The sequence below is a fragment of the Holdemanella sp. DFI.5.55 genome, from assembly GCF_020593575.1.
Taxonomy (GTDB): domain Bacteria; phylum Bacillota_I; class Bacilli_A; order Erysipelotrichales; family Erysipelotrichaceae; genus Holdemanella; species Holdemanella hominis.
The window spans coordinates 53253-73791 of record NZ_JAJDMK010000001.1 but is presented as its reverse complement, the minus strand read 5'-3'; the positions used below and the strand labels follow the sequence as shown (position 1 = coordinate 73791).

The 20539-nt window shown below is 32.4% G+C and carries 30 protein-coding genes; 4 read left to right on the top strand and 26 right to left on the bottom strand.

Features of this window, described 5'->3' with window-relative positions; all coding sequences use genetic code 11:
- From LJE08_RS00380 to LJE08_RS00255, 26 genes are all read right to left on the bottom strand, one after another.
- On the bottom strand, positions 1 to 231 hold the full coding sequence (locus LJE08_RS00380) for a hypothetical protein (protein ID WP_227402063.1): 231 nt from the start codon (positions 229 to 231) through the stop codon (positions 1 to 3).
- A gap of 21 nt (positions 232 to 252) precedes the next feature.
- Positions 253 to 1140 (bottom strand): hypothetical protein, encoded by an 888-nt coding sequence (locus tag LJE08_RS00375; RefSeq protein ID WP_227402062.1) that lies wholly within the window; start codon positions 1138 to 1140, stop codon positions 253 to 255.
- A gap of 58 nt (positions 1141 to 1198) precedes the next feature.
- The gene (locus LJE08_RS00370) at positions 1199 to 1396 is read right to left on the bottom strand and encodes a hypothetical protein (RefSeq protein WP_227402061.1); all 198 of its coding nucleotides are present in this window, start codon (positions 1394 to 1396) and stop codon (positions 1199 to 1201) included.
- Positions 1397 to 1411: 15 nt separating this feature from the next.
- Entirely contained in the window at positions 1412 to 1645 is a 234-nt protein-coding gene (locus LJE08_RS00365) for a hypothetical protein (RefSeq protein ID WP_227402060.1), read from the bottom strand.
- 4 nt (positions 1646 to 1649) lie between these two features.
- Positions 1650 to 1928: a hypothetical protein gene (locus LJE08_RS00360; RefSeq protein WP_227402059.1), complete on the bottom strand. Its 279-nt coding sequence runs from the start codon at positions 1926 to 1928 to the stop codon at positions 1650 to 1652.
- Positions 1929 to 1941: 13 nt separating this feature from the next.
- Positions 1942 to 2202, bottom strand: a complete 261-nt coding sequence (locus LJE08_RS00355; protein WP_227402058.1) for a hypothetical protein — start codon at positions 2200 to 2202, stop codon at positions 1942 to 1944.
- Positions 2203 to 2211: 9 nt separating this feature from the next.
- Complete coding sequence (locus LJE08_RS00350) at positions 2212 to 2439, bottom strand: hypothetical protein (protein WP_227402057.1); 228 nt, start codon at positions 2437 to 2439, stop codon at positions 2212 to 2214.
- Between the two features lie 34 nt (positions 2440 to 2473).
- Positions 2474 to 3304 (bottom strand): hypothetical protein, encoded by an 831-nt coding sequence (locus LJE08_RS00345; RefSeq protein WP_227402056.1) that lies wholly within the window; start codon positions 3302 to 3304, stop codon positions 2474 to 2476.
- A complete protein-coding gene (locus LJE08_RS00340) occupies positions 3294 to 3545 on the bottom strand; it encodes a hypothetical protein (protein WP_227402055.1) in 252 nt (83 codons plus the stop codon). Before LJE08_RS00340 ends, LJE08_RS00345 begins: the two co-directional genes overlap by 11 nt.
- A 172-nt stretch (positions 3546 to 3717) precedes the next feature.
- Positions 3718 to 4377 (bottom strand): hypothetical protein, encoded by a 660-nt coding sequence (locus LJE08_RS00335; protein WP_227402054.1) that lies wholly within the window; start codon positions 4375 to 4377, stop codon positions 3718 to 3720.
- Positions 4378 to 4640: 263 nt separating this feature from the next.
- Positions 4641 to 5798 carry a transposase gene (locus tag LJE08_RS00330; RefSeq protein ID WP_227402053.1) on the bottom strand — a complete coding sequence of 386 codons (1158 nt, stop codon included), beginning with the start codon at positions 5796 to 5798 and terminating at the stop codon, positions 4641 to 4643.
- 131 nt (positions 5799 to 5929) lie between these two features.
- A complete protein-coding gene (locus tag LJE08_RS00325) occupies positions 5930 to 6949 on the bottom strand; it encodes a hypothetical protein (protein WP_227402052.1) in 1020 nt (339 codons plus the stop codon).
- Between the two features lie 222 nt (positions 6950 to 7171).
- Positions 7172 to 7927 carry a hypothetical protein gene (locus LJE08_RS00320; protein ID WP_227402051.1) on the bottom strand — a complete coding sequence of 252 codons (756 nt, stop codon included), beginning with the start codon at positions 7925 to 7927 and terminating at the stop codon, positions 7172 to 7174.
- A 2-nt stretch (positions 7928 to 7929) separates the two neighbouring features.
- A complete protein-coding gene (locus LJE08_RS00315) occupies positions 7930 to 8424 on the bottom strand; it encodes a hypothetical protein (protein WP_227402050.1) in 495 nt (164 codons plus the stop codon).
- Positions 8425 to 8734: 310 nt separating this feature from the next.
- Positions 8735 to 10018 carry a reverse transcriptase domain-containing protein gene (locus LJE08_RS00310; protein ID WP_227402049.1) on the bottom strand — a complete coding sequence of 428 codons (1284 nt, stop codon included), beginning with the start codon at positions 10016 to 10018 and terminating at the stop codon, positions 8735 to 8737.
- Between the two features lie 12 nt (positions 10019 to 10030).
- Positions 10031 to 10222, bottom strand: a complete 192-nt coding sequence (locus tag LJE08_RS00305; protein ID WP_227402048.1) for a hypothetical protein — start codon at positions 10220 to 10222, stop codon at positions 10031 to 10033.
- 51 nt (positions 10223 to 10273) lie between these two features.
- Positions 10274 to 10666 (bottom strand): hypothetical protein, encoded by a 393-nt coding sequence (locus tag LJE08_RS00300; RefSeq protein ID WP_227402047.1) that lies wholly within the window; start codon positions 10664 to 10666, stop codon positions 10274 to 10276.
- Between the two features lie 2 nt (positions 10667 to 10668).
- Complete coding sequence (locus LJE08_RS00295; RefSeq protein ID WP_227402046.1) at positions 10669 to 10956, bottom strand: hypothetical protein; 288 nt, start codon at positions 10954 to 10956, stop codon at positions 10669 to 10671.
- Between the two features lie 9 nt (positions 10957 to 10965).
- The gene (locus LJE08_RS00290) at positions 10966 to 11253 is read right to left on the bottom strand and encodes a hypothetical protein (protein ID WP_227402045.1); all 288 of its coding nucleotides are present in this window, start codon (positions 11251 to 11253) and stop codon (positions 10966 to 10968) included.
- Between the two features lie 16 nt (positions 11254 to 11269).
- Entirely contained in the window at positions 11270 to 11830 is a 561-nt protein-coding gene (locus LJE08_RS00285) for a hypothetical protein (protein WP_227402044.1), read from the bottom strand.
- Between the two features lie 2 nt (positions 11831 to 11832).
- Positions 11833 to 12324 carry a hypothetical protein gene (locus LJE08_RS00280; protein ID WP_227402043.1) on the bottom strand — a complete coding sequence of 164 codons (492 nt, stop codon included), beginning with the start codon at positions 12322 to 12324 and terminating at the stop codon, positions 11833 to 11835.
- Between the two features lie 148 nt (positions 12325 to 12472).
- On the bottom strand, positions 12473 to 12625 hold the full coding sequence (locus tag LJE08_RS00275) for a hypothetical protein (protein ID WP_227402042.1): 153 nt from the start codon (positions 12623 to 12625) through the stop codon (positions 12473 to 12475).
- Between the two features lie 19 nt (positions 12626 to 12644).
- The gene (locus LJE08_RS00270; RefSeq protein WP_227402041.1) at positions 12645 to 12875 is read right to left on the bottom strand and encodes a hypothetical protein; all 231 of its coding nucleotides are present in this window, start codon (positions 12873 to 12875) and stop codon (positions 12645 to 12647) included.
- Between the two features lie 16 nt (positions 12876 to 12891).
- On the bottom strand, positions 12892 to 13206 hold the full coding sequence (locus LJE08_RS00265; protein ID WP_227402040.1) for a hypothetical protein: 315 nt from the start codon (positions 13204 to 13206) through the stop codon (positions 12892 to 12894).
- 17 nt (positions 13207 to 13223) lie between these two features.
- Positions 13224 to 13388: a hypothetical protein gene (locus LJE08_RS00260; RefSeq protein WP_227402039.1), complete on the bottom strand. Its 165-nt coding sequence runs from the start codon at positions 13386 to 13388 to the stop codon at positions 13224 to 13226.
- Between the two features lie 612 nt (positions 13389 to 14000).
- Positions 14001 to 14852 carry a hypothetical protein gene (locus tag LJE08_RS00255; RefSeq protein WP_227402038.1) on the bottom strand — a complete coding sequence of 284 codons (852 nt, stop codon included), beginning with the start codon at positions 14850 to 14852 and terminating at the stop codon, positions 14001 to 14003.
- Positions 14853 to 15395: 543 nt separating this feature from the next.
- Here LJE08_RS00255 and LJE08_RS00250 point away from each other — a divergent pair.
- The 4 genes from LJE08_RS00250 (at position 15396) to LJE08_RS00235 (ending at position 20513) form a co-directional block, all read left to right on the top strand.
- Positions 15396 to 15713, top strand: coding sequence for a zinc ribbon domain-containing protein (locus LJE08_RS00250; RefSeq protein ID WP_227402037.1), 318 nt, complete (start codon positions 15396 to 15398; stop codon positions 15711 to 15713).
- 895 nt (positions 15714 to 16608) lie between these two features.
- On the top strand, positions 16609 to 17490 hold the full coding sequence (locus LJE08_RS00245; protein WP_227402036.1) for a hypothetical protein: 882 nt from the start codon (positions 16609 to 16611) through the stop codon (positions 17488 to 17490).
- Positions 17491 to 17611: 121 nt separating this feature from the next.
- Positions 17612 to 19588: a hypothetical protein gene (locus LJE08_RS00240; protein WP_227402035.1), complete on the top strand. Its 1977-nt coding sequence runs from the start codon at positions 17612 to 17614 to the stop codon at positions 19586 to 19588.
- Positions 19589 to 19850: 262 nt separating this feature from the next.
- Positions 19851 to 20513: a hypothetical protein gene (locus LJE08_RS00235; RefSeq protein ID WP_227402034.1), complete on the top strand. Its 663-nt coding sequence runs from the start codon at positions 19851 to 19853 to the stop codon at positions 20511 to 20513.
- The last annotated feature ends 26 nt before the right edge of the window (positions 20514 to 20539 follow it).

Below are 20539 nucleotides of genomic sequence, written 5' to 3'. Positions count from 1 at the left end.
CTACCCAATTACGCTTTCTAACAACTCAATTATATCATCAATATTACTAGAAGCTTCTTCTAAATTATCTGCATTTTCTTCCATTGCTTCTCCTCTTTCAGAACACTGCAAGCCTTCTGGTAAATTCTCAAATGAATATCTTTCATCTTCGGCTACCATTTCTAAGTCTTCTTTTGCACTCTCTAAAGTTTCAATAATATCTTTAATCTCTGCTTTGCGTTGTTTATTCATCTCGATTCTCCTCCTACTTATTTATTCCATATCTTTGAATTTCTTCATTAAATCATCCATATCCACAAAATCCTTAAATACATCTACCAGACTTCTTTTCACACCCTGATAATAACCTTTTGCAAATGCTTTTCCATCCATTGGAACTTCAACGTCTACGGTGTCATATTTACCACACATACCAATAGATACAATGTAATAACGTGTGAATCCATCAATCTGCTTTTCAATAGAATCTAAATATAGATTTTGAGACTCAAGATAATTTTTGAATTCAATATAATTGATAACATCAACTTTAGCACCCTCATCTAGATCATAAGTTCCGTCCACAATAAGAACATCATTATCATAAATGTTATATGTATAGAAAGGATCTCTGAATTCTTCTTTTACTTCTACTTGGATTTCAAAGTTCAAAGTTTCCTTAATAGATGTTTTAAACTTTTCAATTTCATCTTCGATAAAAGGTTCCTCACTGCCTTTTAGATAATCAAACTGAATTTCTGCTTCTTCTTTATCTGAATGAAAATAAAACTCATCTCCATTATCATCATCAACCCATACAAGAGAACATCCGCTTTCATATCCGTGTTTCTTAAGAGTAGATACAAACTCTTCTAATTCATTTTTAGCAGAGGTATTTTTCTCCATCAAGCCAAATAAATCATAAACTAAATTAACTTCTTTAGGATAATCATAAGTTCCTAGATTGTTATGCTTGTTATTAAAATAATATTTTGCCTGATGTTCTCGAGTGGAGAAACCTACAACAGCTTCTTGATCTGCCCCTTCTTCATATATAATTAGATAAAAAGTTTCAGCAATATCATCATTTTTTTCTAAATAACTCATAATTTGTTTACTGTTCCATTTTGTTACTTCATTATTAATTGTTTGTTTTTTCATTTTTTTCTCCTTTTATTTTATTTAAGTTCACATCTTCTTGTATTTTACCACTTATACACTAATCAAATACATGATAACTTTCCATAATTGAATTAAATCCGCTTTGTAATTTATCATAATCCGCACCATAAATAATCGCTGCATCCAACTCGGCTTTTTCTTCGTTCGGAATATCAATTTCCTTTTCTTCTAACCAATATTCTACAACATCAATCAATTGTCCTAAAAACTCTGCTCTGTTTTCTTGTTTAATCATCTTTATCTTCTCCTTTTAAATTCTTTTATACGTTTTCTCTGTAACATTCATATCTAAATCAATCCCAAATGATATGTTTTCTAATAATCCATTCTTGACACAATCATCCAATACAACCATTAACGCATTCCATTGTGGTCTTGGAATTCGCTCTGCATATAATGTAAATTCAAAACCCTTTTTATAGTTTTTAATCTTACTCACGCACTTTGCATATTCTTTAGATTTTCTAACTTCTGCAATTGTCATATATCTATTCCTCGTTTCTTTGCTTTACTTTTTCTTCTTCAAATTCTTCGTTTAATTCTTTATAGTACTCACGAAGGAAGTTGAAATCCTTTTTCCATGCTTTTTTAGCATGTTCATTTGTAATACAATCTATCACATCCAACATCAATTCAATTTGCCCACGAGCTTCAATAATTATTGGTGCTACCCAATCTAATTCACCGTCATAAAGTAAATTTTGTGCTTCATTTAAATTAGTATCAATCATGTGATGATACTTTCTAAGTAATTCATATACTGACATATTGTTATTCCTCCTACATTCTAACTTTGATTCCGTAACACATTGGTACAACTCGTGTACCGTCATTCTTCAATGTTACTTTTGTATAATGAACTACATGACAAGTCTCATCATATTTATGTTTTAAGACATTATAAAGTTCACCATCAATCTCAAAACTATATGAATGACCAAAACGTTCTTCTGTTTCGATATTTAATTTCTTTAGAATCTTATTTGCCGACTTTGTTGTTTTGCATTTTTCAAGCTTTGCAATTAGTTCATTTATTTCCATATGATTACCTCAACCTCCTATGTACATTGATACCCATCTTTTAGCAGATGTTAATGTTTTGCATATTGTAATTTCAACTAAATCCCGACCGTCTTTATATTCAACATGATATTTATTATCAGCCCATAAGGTTATCCAAATATATTTACCATATCTTTCACTATTTACTTCTTTTACCCAACATGTAGAATTTTCATTTTCATCATCACAATCATGCACTATTTCCCAGTTTACCATTTGTTATTCCTCTCTTTCTTTATATTTCTGTTCATTATTTCTCCTTTTTAATTGCATCTAACGATGTAATTTGCCAATAAACATCAACCGTTTCATTGCAATACCTAGCATTCAAATTCATGTTGTAACAGTTGTCATATCCAAATAAGTTTTTCTGCTTCATCATCTCTTTCCATTCTTTATTCTTAAATTCTTTAGCTTCCTTAAAAGAATCAAATAGAATATTTTCTATTTCAGTATCCACAAGTTGTGTTGTTACTTTTGTTAACAATGCTTTCATATTATTTGCCTCCTCATATGCTAATCCATATTCGTTTAAGTTCATTTCTCCACCAAATCTTGGCATTGGTTTAATACCATTGCCAATCAGAATATTATTTACTTCTTGATCACTTAAAATTCGATCAATCTTAATAGCTCCTGCAATAATCCAATCGCCATACATATTTGGATTTGTTTTATATCTTTGAAATCCATCGTATGGGATGTCTTTTAGATATGCTAACTTTGGAATAATCACACCTTTCTTATTCATACCATTTTTATTGGCTTGTTCTTGATAATCAATATCATTTGAATATTCACATTCACACCAAATATAATTCTCATTCATGAATTCAATTTGTCCATTTGCTCCTTTTTTACCAATATGTGGTGCATACGGAATATCACTCAAATGCCAACCTGGTCGAAAGCATAAAGCACCAAGCTTGGATTTGACCTTACCTTTATCATTCATTTCACCATATTCAGCTTTAATCCATTCATTCATGGAAATTTCATGATTTGCATTAACAAACAACGGATAAATCTTTCCTTGATGGTTTTTGGATACTCTTAATAATTTATATGCTTTATTTTCCATACGGTTCACCCAACTCTTTTCGAGCTTGTTTTTCATAAGCATCAATATAAATTTCTTGTTCAATTCCTTTAGATATATTTTCAAATGAATCTGCCAAGAAGTACTCTGCAATATATGAATTGTCGTTTACATAACCATTCTTAACGTCCACTAAAATCAACTCATCTTGATATATGTAATATCTATATTTATTGGTTACTAATAACAACTTATATACTTTGTTTTCATGAATTAGCTGCATATCTATTCTCCTAACTGTTCTTTCAACGCTTTGATTTCTTCTTTCAATTCTTTATCTAGTCGATAGTTTTCTGATGTCTAACCGTCAACCATTTCGTTCATAAACTTCTTTTCTTTAGCTGCTTCTAGTCGTTTTCTCAATTCTTGTTTTGACATAATCCATTCACTCCTTATTATTTCAATTTCTCATTAATATAAAAAGTCTTGTTTGATTTTCTATAACATTTCAAACAAGACATACAACTACGACCACCACAATTAATTTCAACGTCATGATCTTTAATATAATTTTTGTCATATACCGTAAACACACGATCTGCCCATGTATATTGACTAAAATCCGTTGGTTTGTTTAATTCCAAACTACTCAATACAATATTCAAATTCTTAGGTTTTGTTTCTCCTTTCTTCAATACCTCATCTACAATCCAAGGATTCTTTGTCCATAATGCAAACTTTGTTTTTGGATTCTTCTTACAAATATTGAAATAATTAATTAATTGATTTGTATTATCTAAATCACCAAAAGCTTCAAATCTAAAATACCTAACATTTAAGTTTGGCAAATCCTTTATGTCCATCAACTCCTTTAAGCCAATCGTATTATTTTCAAAACATCCTTGAAATTTTTCTCCATACTGACTCATCATTCTTTGAGCATAACAATGAGAACAAATAGAACCTGCAACCTTTGCTCTTTCTTGGCAATATTTATTTAATAGACATGACGTACTCAATGATTGCATACCAGTCATTTTCCCAGTATGCTTTTGTGTAATCTTGATACCTGTTCTTTTTGTAAATTCTTTATAACTAATAATTTCTGTTTTCATTTTTTAATGTCTCCTTTTTAAAATAAAAGAGAGTCGATTCATTCAACTCTCTGATTTCAATATTCAATTGTTCTTAAATAGAAAGGACAATATATTTCAATCGTCCGTGAACTACTCCGACTTATAAAAGTCGGAGCTTCTTGTTTCAACCACCGTTGCGTTTGGCCTCACAAGGAGTACAAATGTCTTACACAGTGTCCACAAGCGTATAGGTTCGGGCTGTCCCAGCCCTACCGTTTGTAGTTTTATGTTATAGTTTTGTATTACTTCGTTGATGCTACTTGGAATGATTCGTCAAGTAGTCTTAGCCCCTCCTGTAAGATATTGAGCGCAGCATTATGGTCTCGGTCAATATGATAACCACAATTGCAGTCCATTACTCTAATAGAGATGTTCTTCATTTCAGGATGAATCGCTCCGCATTTATGACATGTCTGACTTGACGGAAACCACTTATCAACCTTGACAAGATACTTACCCCTATCGGATAACTTATATTCCAGCATTTTTAGAAACATGCCATATCCGTTATCCATAGTTGCTTTGCCGTTGCCAAAACCTTTGTTTGACATAGAACGCATATTTAAGGATTCCACACAGACGACATCATACTGATTGGCTATCCCAGTAGATATCTTATGAAGGTTATCCATACGCTGATTCGCAATATGTCTATGAATTTTGTTTACTTTACGGAGTTGTTTCCAATAATTGTTGGATTTCTCCTCTCCTTTTTTGGAGCCTTGCATATGAGAAAGTCTGCGTTGTTCTTTAGCAAGTTTTGCATGGCTTTCACGGTAATACTTATGATTCGTGCCGATATGACCATTGCTGTCTACATATAAGCCATCTGAAGCATAGTCTAATCCAATAGCATTAGTTTTATCTGCTATATAAGTGTTTTCAACTCTATCAAACTCAAAAAGCACAGAAGCATAATACTTTCCATCTGATTCCTGCGATACAGTAGCAGATTTGACAATCCAATTATCATCGGGAATACGATGAATAGTAGCCTTCACCTTACCAATTTTAGGAAGCTTGATATATCTATTATCTATGATAGCTACTGTGCCCTTTTTGATGTTTGTAGTGTAAGACTTACGGCTATGCTTTGCAGACTTGAACTTTGGAAAGCCATTCTTCTTTTTGCGAGACTTACTAAAACAGTTGCGAAATGCTGCCTGCAAATCCAGCTGTTTATTAGCAAGTGCAAGACTATCTACTTCTTTAAGATAAGGATGATCCTTCTTGTATTTTGCTGGTGTTACGGTAGGGAACGTCCCCGTTGTTTTATAGCCTTCAATCTTATCTGAAAGCATGAGATTATAAACCTTACGACAACAACCAAAGGTCTTAGAGAACATAATGCTTTGTTCATCTGTAGGGTATAGTCTATATTTGATTGCTTTGTTTGCCATTTTTCTTCCTCCTCTGATATTATGTATTGCTTTATAATATCTACTGTAACCGTGTTAACCGCTATGTTAATTGCAATTCATCCCACCACTTATAGAAGTGAGGGATTTCTTGCTCACATCATGTTAAACTGTTATAACAAATCTGTTGCTTCTAAAACTTTCATACTTCCCATTGGCATGAATGAGTACCTTACAATATCATCTACATAAAGCAAATATTCAGGTTTTGGATATACACCATTGTAGGTAAATGTTAGTTTATGTTCCAAACCATATTGTTGCAATACCAATCTAAACCAGTTCATATCTGATTCTGAATTAATATGAACACAAGCTTTTCCATTGATAAAATCTGCAAAATTATCTCTATACGGTTTACCATCTTCCTTTCTTTTTGAATAACTATATGTACGAACTCTTTTTTGTTTCGGTTCGAACTGAGCATTGTATTGTTCCAAATATTCTTCTAACGTTACATCAACAAATCTATAATTATATGCTAGTTCTTCTTTACTCAAGGTTTTACTAAAACCACTTTCGTAATAAACTCTTCTATAGTTGTAATAATAACTACTATAATCACAACATCTATAGATTCGGTTTAACACCAACTTTCCTCTTGGCACTTTAACACATCTCTTGAATGTGAATTCATCTTTCTTAAATGCTAATTGAATATCATTAACTGAATATTGCCCATCTTTTCCTTTTAATTTATACGTATAATGAGCTTTATAATTAATGCCATCAGTATATATTTTTCTGCACAACACATTTTCAATCACTTCTAAACGAGTTTCTTTATCACTCTTTAATTTCACAATGTCTCCAGATTCAAAATCCTGATGATATTCTACACACACCAAATAATCTTTTTCTTGAATCCATTTTGGAGAATGCCAATAATATTGAAAACCTCCTTTATAATATGGATAACCATTTGAATCTAAAATCGCACATTCTTGACCATTCGTTACCATATAAGTAACATCTTTCTTTTCGGCATAAATTGCATTTCCATCCACACGATGATATGTTTTAGTCCCCCAACATTGTGACCATATTTTATTCATCGCAGTTTCATCGAATTGACATACAAAACCAACCATTTCTTTATCATCTGCTTCAACACATACATATTCTTTTTTCATTTTATTTTCTCCTTTTATTTAATTTATTTTTTCAAAATATAACGTTATGACTAATCTAGTGCGCTTCTATAATTTATTACTCATGATTAATTACGTGAGTCATTAATCATGATCAGGCAGGGAGGCGTCCCTTCGGAGTCGCTTCCAGCATCTACGACTCATGGGTGAGCCGGAGATTATATTAGCTCTAACGTTGTAAGTATCGCACCATACTTTGTCGCACTATCCGTTATAAACTTCTGTCAAATCCATATTTAACAAGATTCGAATAAATTTCCATAAACATTTTTGTTCTGTAAATTCATCCAACTGTTTATACAAGTCTTCAAGATTTCCAATACCATAATTCTTTGCCAAAACATTTAAGCAAGCGAATCCACGCAATCCTTTATAAGCATCTAGCAATGCATTACATTTTTTTGTATAAAAGTCAGTTGTTGGATAGACATATTTGCCATCTTTCGTTTTCGCTAGAATTTGTGTATAGCTTTCAATAACATTAATTAAATCATCGTCATTTCTACGATTTCTTAAATATGTTTGTACATCTAAGAAATATTGGGGATAGTCGATTTCATCTTTATTAACATTCAACAATCTATGTTCTAACAATTCAAATACCACATCTTTTGTAATAAAACGTTCATACGTTTCTCTATCTTTCTCAGACATATGTTTCATTTTCTTCAACTGAGACAATAACCAATCAAATTGATATTCGTATGAAAAGTGATTTCTAATTAATTTATCGAAACCATCCTTTGAATTAATCATTCTTAATGTTTCGGTCAAGATTTCTTTATCAAAATCAACTGGACTAAACAAGAACTTATCACCAACCAATTCTTTAATTTCTTCATGCTCATCTAGATTCAACGTAACTCCGTTCACTTTGAATTGAAACGCCCATTTAGATGTATCAATTCCTGCTTCTTCTAATTTTCTAACCTTTTCACTTAATGTTAATTTTGTTGCCATATTTATTCTCCTTTTTTAAATGGGTCAACCACCCATTCTTTATAAACAATCAAATCTTTGCATTCTTCACATTGCCAAAACCAATGCTCTTCATTTTGCCATTTCAATATTCCACCAACAGACAAACACAAGATGAGTCCTTCAAGCACTGCCCTCATCTCATATCGACTCGCACCAAAGATTAAATCTTTCATGCTTAGTTCTTCACGTTTTAGACATTTGAATTTATATCTACATCTGTCTTTTATGGTTGGATGTGAATGTTGAAATTGATAATAAATACATGGAATCACTACATTCCATAAATCAGATTCAATAAAGTCATCTATTCCATATTGTTCTAAATCCTTTCTTGAATAAATAAGAAGGCTTGAAACATTCTTGCCTTCTTCAATATAGGTCTTATTACCTATCTTTAAATTGTGATTCTTCAAGTCAATGTGATACTTGCCACCACTTTGTGCTTGTTGAATCAACTTGCCGTATACACTTTGCATACGTTGCTCCTTTCTGTTACAGATACTGAATGAGCATATCTATAATTGAATGTGAATCCGTAGGATTCACGAGGGCGTGTTTACACGCACTCTCTTCTCAGTATCACTAACTTAAACATGTGCTCTCATGTTGTTCTGTATTACGAATGACTTAGCGTTTCTACTTTAATTTATTAAATTTGAATTAATGGATGTAATTAATTCAAATTTCCAGACGCAGCTGTGCCTGGTACCTGCGATCTATTACGGTACGGAGTACCTTAATACTTATCATCTATAACACAACTGTGGAACGCCCCACATTATTACACTACATACCCACTTGTAAAAGTAATGATTTGTACAGTGATTTACTTTGTCTTAAAGCTTTCCACAAACAAACCATACTTTCATAATTCTCAATGTGTTCTTCCTTTTCTTTATTGCTTGATACGTTTCTTCCACCATGTCTCACCACAGTGTAATCTTTTCTATCAAGCGTTGACCCAATACCTCCTATTCTCTTTTTATTTGTTCCGCATGCTTTTATACAATCCATGACAAAAAAGTTAAGTTGCCTAATATCTTCTTCAACATTGATGGTTGCCAAACATGAATCTGCCCAACAATGTTCGCCACCATAAAGATAATTCATGACATTTCGTGTTGCTTTCTTCATTGTGATATTCTTTTGTTTAATTGTTAATTCCTTAATCTTGTTTTTAAATTTTACAACTCTTGGACTTGATAACGTTCTATATCCTTGTTTAATATTAAAGCCTAAGAACTTTGCCCATTCATCTGCATATACTGCTTCAACTTTACTTGGATTCAATGTGACTCCATATTTAGAAGTAATATTGTTAATATCATTTACGATTTCATTCAAATCATTACCAAAACACATAATGTCATCACTATATCTGTAATAAACTTTGTACTTGTTTGACATAAACTCATCTAGCTCATAAAGTAACATATTTGCTAACGGAGCTGCCAACGCACAACCTTGCTTTAAAGATTGATATTTACTTCTTAGATTTCCATTCTTATCCCAATATTCATTTTGCCTATAATATCTACGAAACATATTGATTACTGGCTCAGTATCTTTTTCGAAACCTAACAAACGTTCCCATTTGTCAAACATTTTTTCAATCTTTTCTAATAACACAGAATCAAAAAATTTAGAAAAATCACTTTTAACCATTATAACTTTATGACCAGTTACGCCCAAATTTACAATATGATTTGAGATTTCACATACTGTTTGTTGTGTTCCCATACCTTTTTGATATGATCGGCATGACGGATGAATTAAATCTTTAAACACATCACTAACTGCATCAGAAAGTAAACTCATGATAATTCTATCAACTGGTTCATTCATAAACACGGTTCTAAATTCTCCTGGTTTATCTTTTGGTATATCTGCTTCAGTTGGATATGCAATGTTATACGAATCTGTCACAATCAGATTTACAATGTGTCCTCTATAAGATGGATCACAAAATCTTCGTATTAACTTTGGGTTTAATCCCTTTTCTTTAGCATGTTTCAGAGCGTACATGATACGCTCTTCTTTAAATGCTTCCTTCAATAATTTGCTATACATCTTTACTCCTTTCTATCTTTCGTATTCCTCTCTTTCACTTTCTGTTAAATCAACACCAAAATATTCTAATTCTTCAATAGACATATCACATGTGTCTTTAAAATACTCTAATGCACTTTCTCTATCATCTGCAATTAATCCCCATACAAGATTTGTTGCAATTTCGCTCAATCTTTCTTTTGTAAAATCATCTAAACTTAGCATATTCATTCTCCTTTTATATTATACTACATACCATTATATTATACTACACAGTTAAATTTCAAATTTTTTTACTATTAATCCATATGCTTTTCGTAATTCTTCGACCATTGCAATAGCTTCATTGACATTTATCAATAGATTAGTATGTCCAGCCAATGCCATGACTAACCCTGCGTCAACGTCAATTGCATTTTCTTTCATGGCTTTTTTACTTAAACGCACCACATCATCATTTATGACCCAAGTGTGAGGTCTAAAATCATTTGCCGTAATTACCATGTTGACTCCGCTATTTTGCTCAAATTTACATTCTCGCAAAGATACGACAATTCTATGATTTCCATATCTGTATACAAATTCTGCGCATGGGTATTCATGCCCATTCTCCATATCCCATATAAATTGCATGTAATCTTTTCTAAGACATTTATTTTTTAGTTTCATTTTTATTCTCCTTTTTCATAGTTTACGTTAAAACCTAATCGTTTCAACTCATTTATAAAAGCATGGCTACAATTACAATAGTCATCTATAGAATCAATATCATGTTGATCCATTTGCATTTGTTTTTTATTTACTTCGATAAATTTTACAAAATCATCTGCTATAAACTTCATGACATCATAAAAGCTATGCATTTGTTCTTTGTTCTTTCCATATATAATATAGATAGAATCTTTCAACACTGTGCATAGCTCGTTTTCTGTATTAATGTATAACGCTACAAACACCATACGTTTCTCCTAATCTTCAATAGTAACTAATTCCAAGCCTTTTAAATATTCTTGACACATATCGTCATATTGTTGACAATACGTTTTCATGTTCTCATAAAAGCTGCGTTTCATGGTCGTTTGTTCCCAATCCAATTCATCCATCATGATTTCAGGCATTTGATTCATGTTATATTCAACCATTGTGTTTTCATGCCAATCCCATTTGTAAACAGAATCTTGACTATCGCTTACTAGGATTGAAAACGGCATTCCGTCAATACTGCTAAAGCTTTCACATACTAAATCGTAAGTCATATTTGTTCACTCCTTTCTAATCTAAATGGTTTTCATAGAATTCACGTTGAAAATCATCGCCACGCATTAAGGTTGCCGTTTCTGAGCTGCTTGGACAAATATATGGGATATTTGTATTATTCCATGTATTCAATTTCACGACAAATCTGCTTGGTTCTTCGTTTCGAACACAAGACCAATCTTCATCTGGTCTTAATGTCCAATGTCCTTCCCATCCATTAAAACCAACTCTAACAGGATTTACTTCGACAACATAGACGCTTTTCTTTGTGACTTTGACAACTCTATAAAAGCTATTCAACGTCATGCTATATCCCCAACATGAATGAAAAATATCACCAACTTTAATACCATAATCATTGGTTACTTCTTTCGTAAATTTCTCAATAGGTTGAGAATCATCTGTTAATGCTTGCGCCCATTGGTATTTATCTTCTGCAAATTTAGACCACCATAGTTTTTGTCGGCGACTCCAACGAAAGCCTTTTTCTTTCAATGCGTTTCTAGTTTCTTCACTTGGTATTCCGTTGAATGTAATTTCAATACCATTCATTTCTTTATTTTGATTTACTAACATAATTATTCTCCTTCATTCCATTTTGAGCTGCTAATTTTGAATGTCGTGCAACTCTTCACGTACTTTTTAAAGTCTTCGTATGGCAATAAATCCAGATTAAGATTGATTGAATTATCCATATTAATGCAAGTTACTTGATTTGCATAACTTGCCATTTTTAAAGGAACGCTTGCACAATAGATATTTTTTCCTTTGAATTCATAGTCACGCATATCTTTTATACATGGCGCATGTTCCAAGCCATGCTCACGAAAATACCTTTCAACATTTTCATGTCTTGTGACTATGATATCGTTACAATTCCAGTCACGTTCCATATAAAAACGCATACCACCAAGATTAGGAAAGTATGCGTCATGCCTAATATCAATAGGACTTGAAATTACCCCATTGGATACATAAATTGTTTCCCCGTTGCGATACAAGCGTTTTGCTTGTCCTTCAGTGATTTCGCTATAATAGCGTCTATCTAGTTTTTGATTCTTAAATAACATTTACTTTAACTCCTTTTCTAATAATCAACTTCTACTTTTTGTGGATCGAAATATTCTGCCGTGTTTAGCAGCTCGTCCATTTCTTCAACGCTCATGTTAAATTGTTGAGCTAGTTCTAATAGTACTTCCATGATGTTTTTATTCCTTTCTAATTAATTTCATTCATGAACTTTTCAATAGCCTCTTCATCAGAATCTGCATATATATTTCTGACAAAATTTCCATCATTCAATACAATATACACACCTTCATAGAAGCTGCTTTTCTCTAAACTCAAAAATAATTTACGAGCCAATTTCATAATAGTTCACCTTCCTTTTCTACAATAAACTTAGTAAAAAGTTGTCAATAGTTGCAAACAGAGTAGTGTTGTCAATCCATTCACAAATTTTGCCTGCTGCATACAATAGTGTGAACGCAACACAACCCCATTCAATCAATTTAATAAAGTAGTATTGTGTGTATGAACGTTCACTTTCTGCTTTTTCTTTTGCAATGCGCTTTTGCTCATAAGCTGCATTTGCATTGTTTGCCCACTTTTCAATAGTCATGACTTTCACCACCTTTCTACATACATAACATTCCGGTGTCTTCCATCCAATAGCATCCTGCTACACCCGTATAACCAGTTACAAATACATGGTCTTCCAATGTATAACCATATTTATATGTGTTATTAGGAAAACGATCGTCATATTCAGACCATTCCTCACCATACTCTTCAAGTACATAAGTAAGTGTGTCGTTAACAGCGCTCCACTCTTCTGTATCTAATTCATGGATATCTGTATAAGCCAGAGTGCAAACATCTTTGAAACTTATACTTTCTCCTTTTTGGAAACGCTTGACGATCTCTAGACATTTATTCAATTCATTATTCATATCATTTCATCTCCTTTCTATTCATAATACTGAGCATATAAATGCCCATGATATTCACTTACATACTGATGAGCATTCTCATCTTTTGAAATAATTTGTGTTGTTAGAACGTCATGAGCGCCAACTACACAACCCCCTAAAAATGCACCTATTATCAGTGCTGCTACTAATAATTTTTTCATAATAGTTCCTCCTGTGGTGTTTACTTGCACCTATGAAGACACTTCATGAGCATCCTCATAGCGACAAGCAAATGTCGCTTTATAAAGTCCGACTGTTTTAACTGCCAAGTCCTCGCACGCCCTCGCCATCCAAACCGAGTTGTGGCTATGTATTTTAAATGCTGCTTCATTGCCTTTCATTTGTTGCAGCATTTTTTAAAATCCATAAGTACATAACGTGGATTTTAAACGCAAGTTGTCGGGATTCAGTTTTCAAAGACCAAAGTTCCAAACTTTTTTAGGCAGTAAGGCTCTGCCCTATTTTTTATACAGTGATAGCTCTGTTGATTTTTTTTCGTGTTTCATGCACGTTAAGCCCAGTCCCTTTACAAGTCTTGCTTGTAAAAGAAAAACGCCCTCATAGCGTTCATTTTTGGACTATAAAAAATACCTTTATAAGCTCAAAAAATATAAGGCTCATAAAAGCAAAGACGTTTTCAAACGTCTAAAAATATAGTGGTGTAAGATTTTATACCACTAAAAAAGTTGTATATATATGATTGATATACCACATATAGACAACCTTTTTATTAATATAAAATGTAAAATAAAATCAGGCTTTTTTGCCTGATTTTATTTATTTTCATTTAAGCTTTTTTCTTGAGTAAAGTTTTTAATATTGTCTGGTAACAACTTGACGATTTTTTTACCAACTTGCTTTTTGATTTTATCGTTAATAATACTAGCGTTTTCCTTTTCATCATCCTTAAGGGTAATATAAGGTGTCAAGCGCTCACGTGTTAGGGTTCCTATTCCACTATAGAATTCTTTATCGCTAATATAAGGGATATCACGCATAGCCTTATTCAAACAACCTTTCATTTTTTTGGTGCTCAAACCGTTACTTTTTACAAGTAAGGCACTGACTAAACGCATAAATAAAGTGTTGAAATTATTTAAGACAAACTCATTACTAGTATTTAAAGAACTGAGCATATCTTGCATGGTTGAAAAGTCATTTTTGGATATTTCAAGTTCAAACACTTGCAAAAACAATGCTTTAAATTGAGTGTAATTATTATCTAACATACAAGTTTTAAAAGAATAAGCACCCTTTGAACCTAAAACGCTTGTAAGTGGTTTTAGTTCGTGTTTCAAGTTGTTGCTTGCGATTTTTTTTATATCGCTTAAATATTGCATATTTTCGATATAAGTTTCGCTTACTGTAGAAAAGCCCATACTTTCACCATATGATAACACGTTTTTAATATCATCATTGACACTATCAACAAACGCTTTTTTTACGTTCCAAGCCGTTACAAGATGTAAAGCTTTTTTGCTACTTGACAAGTCAATCTTGATTTTTTTAAGTTGACTTGCGTTGAAAGCAGTTTTTAACTCGTCAATCGTGCTTTCACATTTTGCCATAGTTACATTTTGTAAACAACTCATTTCGTTTTTAATAGTTTTTTTAGTTTCTAACATAAATAACACCGTCCTTTTCTTATAATAGTTTTGTTAGAATATCAAGGTGATATATCACCTATCAACTTATATTGTTATACGCTCATAGCCGATATACCATTTTTTGTTTTTGTTAATAAAGATAGAATTATCACAAGCCTTTTAAAGTCATAGCGATAAAAAGCCTTAGTTAAAATACACCTATAACAGGTCACTGCCTGTATAAACCTGTATCCTTATTACACATATATTATACATCATACCTAAAAAAGTAGGTAAAATAAGCATTTTATACACTATGGGGGTGCTAAAAACCACTGTTAATGCCTTTATATAAAGCGTTTTAGTAGGCTACTAAACACACACACCACGAATCGTTATAGTCATCGCAAACATATTTAACCACATACTAAAAAAGCAATTTTAACAATCGCCAAATTAACTAAAATCAAACTTTTTAACCTATCAAAACTACCTCTCACCACTCCCTACTATTAACAAAAAATACGCCAAAAATATAACCAAACATGCTATACTATATTTATAAGGAAAGAGGTATATATAATGAAAATATGTTCAAAATGTGGACACGAGAATGACATCAACGCATCCTTCTGCAATAACTGCGGAGCAGATATCAGTGGCAACCCCCAGCAAGAACCTAAAGGAGATCCAGATCTCATGACAACTTGCCCTGCTTGTGGAGAACCAATATCTAAACAAACAAATATATGTCCACACTGTGGTATTAACATTTCCGTATATAAAGCAAAGCTATATGAAGAAGAGCACCCAACGACTACTACACAAAAAGCGATTGGTGGTTTTTTCGGTTTTTTGGGAGTATTTCTAATCATAACGTTTGTTGCTGCATTCTTATAAGCATCACACTATATCTATTAAATAGAATAATCCAACCAACTAATTGGTTTATGCAATGTTATTTCAATGACATACTTGCAGGCATTACATTAAATGCAATGATGTCCTCAACAACAAAATACAACGCTAGGTGGGGGTTATGTTTAACCCTAGCAGCAGGAATCTTCTGGGAATACATAACACCTCTATTTAATAGCAGATCAATTTCTGATCCATTAGATATAGTTGCTTATCTTACAGGTTTTTTAATTTTGACAATAATTAATAAGATTGAATTCTAACCTTCTAGGGAGCACATACAGTGCTTCTTTTTATTTACCTTCTATTTACATTCTGATTCAAACAACAGCTCACCATACACTCTCTAGAAGCTCATAATGAACATTACATTCAATTTCTGATGTTTCATTTTTTGCTGTTGTTTCTCTCGACAGCCCCAAGACTGGGGCGTTGTCGAAAGGGGTTGTGTACATACAGTTAACAATTAGAAGACACATGATTTTAAATTTGGTTTTAACAGACAATTAATTTACATTTGATGGTTAATTTTGATTTTCTATTTGATGTTATTTTTTTAGGTTACATTTTGTTTTGATTTTTTGTTTGCTGTTTGTTTGGTTAAGGGGGTAAAGGGGGACGTGCCCCCTATGCGAGCAAGCTTGCGAGCGAAAGAGAAACATGAGCGAGTGAATGGGAGCGAATGTTTCTCCCTAAATGGCTAGAACATTTTTTATATGTATTTAAATGTCTGCAATATTTTTTGCATTTGTGCGTTTTATTGTAGAGACACCATTGAAAAATTTCTTCATTTTTTGCACCGTATTGTATGTAGTATAATATTTTTCTTGCTTTTAATTTTTTTTCTGATATGATGTTTTTGAGGTGATAATTAAATATGAAAAAAAGTTTTTTATTATGGCGGTCGATTATTGAAAAATCAAAAGACCATTGCGAAATGACTGCTGTTGCTGCCTTTTTGTCGTCCATGCAATATGAAAGTGATTATTTAGGTAGTTTAATTGTTCACGTTAATCAAATTGGCGCAACTTTATATGGTGTTGTCCCTGACAGGCAACAAAAGAAAAAAATTTTAAACGGATTACATCAATTACGAGATTTACAACTGATTCAAATGAAAGAATTAAGTTCTTTCACATTTGAAATTGTTTTATGTAATTTTAACAAAAAATATGAAGACACTGGCGAAAGTTATGTGGTTTTGTATACAGAGGATTTGATTAATATTTTTCGATCTGATACAACTGTAGATAAATTTAAACTTTATAATGTATTCACAACTGTTATAACACATATGGATTATTCAAAAAAAATTGAGCAAATACTTCGATATAAATTTTGTACAACACCAATATGCTTCTTAGCTAATCGGGCTGATATGTCATCTAGAACATTTACAAGCTATGTTCAAGAGTTAGAGAAACTTGGTATTTTATATGTAATGCATTCTAACGGTATGTATAATGTATATAAAAGAATGAGAGTTACAAATATATATTGTCGAGCTGCTGATAACGAGTTATGTGGTAAATATGCAAAACAAATCAATTTCATGTCTAGCAATGAGTTTACATATGATACAAACTTCAGACGTAAGATGAAACAAATATATAATCAAATTTGTAAAGGTAAAATTGATTATTCTGAAAGTGTATATGACGAGTTAATCATGTATATCAATGATTCAGAAACGGCTGTTGGTTATGACATTAATATAGTATACGAGGCGCAGCAAAAAGCGTTAAAAAATTGTAATTAGTATGTAGTATAATATTGTTTTTCTCCGTATTTATGGTATAATACAAGTAGGTCATACAAGACCTGATAAATTTTGTGGCTAGTATGTAGTGTAATATACTTGCCAAGAAAGTTGGTGTAATGTGGGAAAATACGGATTAAAGATAAAAAACATAGAGGCAGGTATTCTCTATGAATGCAATCTTGGTGTTCGTGACTACATGGAAACAACAGATGCAATGCTTACTAAGTCTCTGTTTTACGACTTTCTCTTAGAAAATGGAATGCAAACCTATAATGATAAATCTACTAGAGATATTATCTGTGTGCAATTTGGGTTTGGATCGTCATCTTATAAAGAGCAGGTAAAAAAACTTGAGCGAACAATCAAACGTATGAATCCTTCAACTATTTTTGTGTATGATAGTAAGATAGAAAAACTTAAGCAAGCATTGGACAAGGCCAAACTTAATAAAGACAAGTATGACAAGAGGAGTGCTCAAGAACTTCGTACTATGTTCTACAGGGATGGCGTGTCGGTCACCTATGTTTCTAGGTATAAAAACGGAGACATACGAGATAGCGAAACTATACACTACAAAATGTTGTATAGAACGCCAGGCAAGGCAAAGTTGGGATCATGTATGTTTATCAGAGATGAGCTGTTTGATGATGCGGATCATTTCTTGAAAATGGGTATTCAATTGCCAACTCACAATTCCCCTATTGTTGAGATTGGAGCTTATTCTTCTTTGGTTACAAGTACCATTGTAGGCAAAGTCAAAATTGAACCAGAGAACATATTGATTCTTAAAGATGTTGATTCTTATTTCAACACAGATGTTGTTAGTGTTGAAATTGACGAACAAAATCACTGTCTTGCAAAACATATATCTGATTATAAATTGAAGAATACGTTATTTGACGGTCAAGCTTTAATCGATTCTAGCCTATTCCCCTTATGGGCAGACGGCTACATCTTGTTGAGACAACACTTTTTCAAAGCTGCTGCATTTGTGTCAAATATTCAGTTGTTCTTTAAGGATTATTTTGGCGATCAATATGAAACAGCAGAAGTTGTGGATATGTTTGGAAACAAGCATTTAGCTAAGGACATTAAGTTGATTACAACGGACAATGCCATAAAATGGTCAAAGTTTAACGTAACTTACGAATACTGGTCTGACTGGGTTCGTAAAAATGGCAGTATGTTCGGTATTGTAAAAACTGCACATCCTAGCAAATTAGGAAAAGTTCAACGTATGTCATATCAAATGATTAATGCGTTGGATATGGATACCATGCCTGATGTAGTTCAAACAAGTGTTGAATATATAAAAAAATTGAAGAGAAATGATAACACATTCTTAGATTACTTGAGAGATAATCAAAATTTCTCTAATGATTTCGAAGTGTTGTTGGCTCTTGTAGATCAAAATCCTGATTTTGTACATAGCACTTACTTTAAAGAAAGGCGTGGCGCAATTATTTCAAATTATGTCATGAAGTTTAGAAACGGAAAAGTCATACAGAATGGTGACAACTTAGTTATAGTTGGTTCTCCTTATGCAATGTTATTACATTCTGTTGGTGAGGACGTTAATAAGGACGACACTTTTGAACAAGAAGATTGTGCTATGCAATGTTACACAGAACGTTTTGATGATGGTGAGTATTTGGCGGAGTTTAGATCGCCATTCAATTCTTGTAATAACTTGGGTTATTTACACAACCATTATCATGACAAATTTAAAAGATACTTCCCTTTTGGGAAACAAATTATTGCAGTTAATATGATTGGTACGTCATTTCAAGATAAAAATAATGGGAGCGATCAGGACTCAGACCAACTATTTGTTACCAATCAAAAACAGATAGTAGAACATGCAAGATATTGTATGCAAAACTATCCTACAATTGTTAATAACATTCCAAAAGAAAAGAATCATTATTCAAATACTACAGAAGATAAAGCATTAGTAGATAACAAAATAGCCGCAGGAAATATGGCTATTGGAGAATCTAGTAATCTTGCTCAGTTGTGTTTGTCTTATAGTTATTCTTTAGAGGATAACGCAAAATATCTAAATTATACGTGTATATTGAGCGTATTGGCTTAATTATTGGGTCGGTTCTAGGGAAACCTAGTTCAAAAAACATTCGGTTAATTACTGGAACTCGTTGTAAAACGACAATCAGTAGCCACTCTTGTGAATGCCATAGAAGTATCAAGAAGGTTCAACGACTAGGAGAATGAGTAGGCAATCAATAATTTCTCCCACGAAATCGAATACCTAAGTCGTCTTAAGATATGGTAAAGATATAGTCTCACACTCATAGTAATATGAGAAGCCGAGGATAAAGAGCCTTGGATATAAGAATTTGCAGGCAGCTATCGACAATGCCAAGAGAACGTATTCTGTCGATCTGAACGCAGAAATAGCACGTATTAAACAAGATATGGATATTGATACAAATAAGTTTCCTGCTTTTTGGTTTATTCTTCAACGCAAAAATAAATTTGCAAAATCTGTGATGTTCAATGAAGAATCAAGACAGAAAAAGAAATTAAAAATCGAGCAGAAAACAAATCCAGATTTACAATGTCCAATGAATTATTTATTTGACTATAAATTCGAAAGAGTCAAACCAAACTACGAAGAAATTCCAATGTCAGAGTTCTTTGTTAAGCATCCATTAGATACAAGTCATAGAAAATCTAAACAGATTGAATCGTTAATACAAAAGTACTCAATAGAGCTATCGCAGTATTTTATGGACACTGATGAGAACAATAACACTTTTCTTCTAGAGGAAGACTTTGAAGAATTAATAGAAAGAATAAAATCCATTCATATTTCTAATAAATATGTTGGTTTAATGTCATGGCTGATTGATCGTGCGTTTAAAATTACTCCGCAGATGCAGTCAAACAAAGAAAGTTGCAATTCTAATATGTGGCGCAATCGTCCCATATTATTAAAGGTTTTATACACAATAAACCCCGAAGCGCTATTAAAGTGCTTCAGTAAAGGAATTATTTGATATACCGAATAAAAATCAGGGCGAGT

Bases quoted from the DNA above. Each gene is read 5' to 3' on its own strand.
- LJE08_RS00380 (WP_227402063.1), bottom strand. From the start codon at position 231: ATGAATAAACAACGCAAAGCAGAGATTAAAGATATTATTGAAACTTTA.
- LJE08_RS00375 (WP_227402062.1), bottom strand. From the start codon at position 1,140: ATGAAAAAACAAACAATTAATAATGAAGTAACAAAATGGAACAGTAAA.
- LJE08_RS00370 (WP_227402061.1), bottom strand. From the start codon at position 1,396: ATGATTAAACAAGAAAACAGAGCAGAGTTTTTAGGACAATTGATTGAT.
- LJE08_RS00365 (WP_227402060.1), bottom strand. From the start codon at position 1,645: ATGACAATTGCAGAAGTTAGAAAATCTAAAGAATATGCAAAGTGCGTG.
- LJE08_RS00360 (WP_227402059.1), bottom strand. From the start codon at position 1,928: ATGTCAGTATATGAATTACTTAGAAAGTATCATCACATGATTGATACT.
- LJE08_RS00355 (WP_227402058.1), bottom strand. From the start codon at position 2,202: ATGGAAATAAATGAACTAATTGCAAAGCTTGAAAAATGCAAAACAACA.
- LJE08_RS00350 (WP_227402057.1), bottom strand. From the start codon at position 2,439: ATGGTAAACTGGGAAATAGTGCATGATTGTGATGATGAAAATGAAAAT.
- LJE08_RS00345 (WP_227402056.1), bottom strand. From the start codon at position 3,304: ATGGAAAATAAAGCATATAAATTATTAAGAGTATCCAAAAACCATCAA.
- LJE08_RS00340 (WP_227402055.1), bottom strand. From the start codon at position 3,545: ATGCAGCTAATTCATGAAAACAAAGTATATAAGTTGTTATTAGTAACC.
- LJE08_RS00335 (WP_227402054.1), bottom strand. From the start codon at position 4,377: ATGAAAACAGAAATTATTAGTTATAAAGAATTTACAAAAAGAACAGGT.
- LJE08_RS00330 (WP_227402053.1), bottom strand. From the start codon at position 5,798: ATGGCAAACAAAGCAATCAAATATAGACTATACCCTACAGATGAACAA.
- LJE08_RS00325 (WP_227402052.1), bottom strand. From the start codon at position 6,949: ATGAAAAAAGAATATGTATGTGTTGAAGCAGATGATAAAGAAATGGTT.
- LJE08_RS00320 (WP_227402051.1), bottom strand. From the start codon at position 7,927: ATGGCAACAAAATTAACATTAAGTGAAAAGGTTAGAAAATTAGAAGAA.
- LJE08_RS00315 (WP_227402050.1), bottom strand. From the start codon at position 8,424: ATGCAAAGTGTATACGGCAAGTTGATTCAACAAGCACAAAGTGGTGGC.
- LJE08_RS00310 (WP_227402049.1), bottom strand. From the start codon at position 10,018: ATGTATAGCAAATTATTGAAGGAAGCATTTAAAGAAGAGCGTATCATG.
- LJE08_RS00305 (WP_227402048.1), bottom strand. From the start codon at position 10,222: ATGCTAAGTTTAGATGATTTTACAAAAGAAAGATTGAGCGAAATTGCA.
- LJE08_RS00300 (WP_227402047.1), bottom strand. From the start codon at position 10,666: ATGAAACTAAAAAATAAATGTCTTAGAAAAGATTACATGCAATTTATA.
- LJE08_RS00295 (WP_227402046.1), bottom strand. From the start codon at position 10,956: ATGGTGTTTGTAGCGTTATACATTAATACAGAAAACGAGCTATGCACA.
- LJE08_RS00290 (WP_227402045.1), bottom strand. From the start codon at position 11,253: ATGACTTACGATTTAGTATGTGAAAGCTTTAGCAGTATTGACGGAATG.
- LJE08_RS00285 (WP_227402044.1), bottom strand. From the start codon at position 11,830: ATGTTAGTAAATCAAAATAAAGAAATGAATGGTATTGAAATTACATTC.
- LJE08_RS00280 (WP_227402043.1), bottom strand. From the start codon at position 12,324: ATGTTATTTAAGAATCAAAAACTAGATAGACGCTATTATAGCGAAATC.
- LJE08_RS00275 (WP_227402042.1), bottom strand. From the start codon at position 12,625: ATGAAATTGGCTCGTAAATTATTTTTGAGTTTAGAGAAAAGCAGCTTC.
- LJE08_RS00270 (WP_227402041.1), bottom strand. From the start codon at position 12,875: ATGACTATTGAAAAGTGGGCAAACAATGCAAATGCAGCTTATGAGCAA.
- LJE08_RS00265 (WP_227402040.1), bottom strand. From the start codon at position 13,206: ATGAATAATGAATTGAATAAATGTCTAGAGATCGTCAAGCGTTTCCAA.
- LJE08_RS00260 (WP_227402039.1), bottom strand. From the start codon at position 13,388: ATGAAAAAATTATTAGTAGCAGCACTGATAATAGGTGCATTTTTAGGG.
- LJE08_RS00255 (WP_227402038.1), bottom strand. From the start codon at position 14,852: ATGTTAGAAACTAAAAAAACTATTAAAAACGAAATGAGTTGTTTACAA.
- LJE08_RS00250 (WP_227402037.1), top strand. From the start codon at position 15,396: ATGAAAATATGTTCAAAATGTGGACACGAGAATGACATCAACGCATCC.
- LJE08_RS00245 (WP_227402036.1), top strand. From the start codon at position 16,609: ATGAAAAAAAGTTTTTTATTATGGCGGTCGATTATTGAAAAATCAAAA.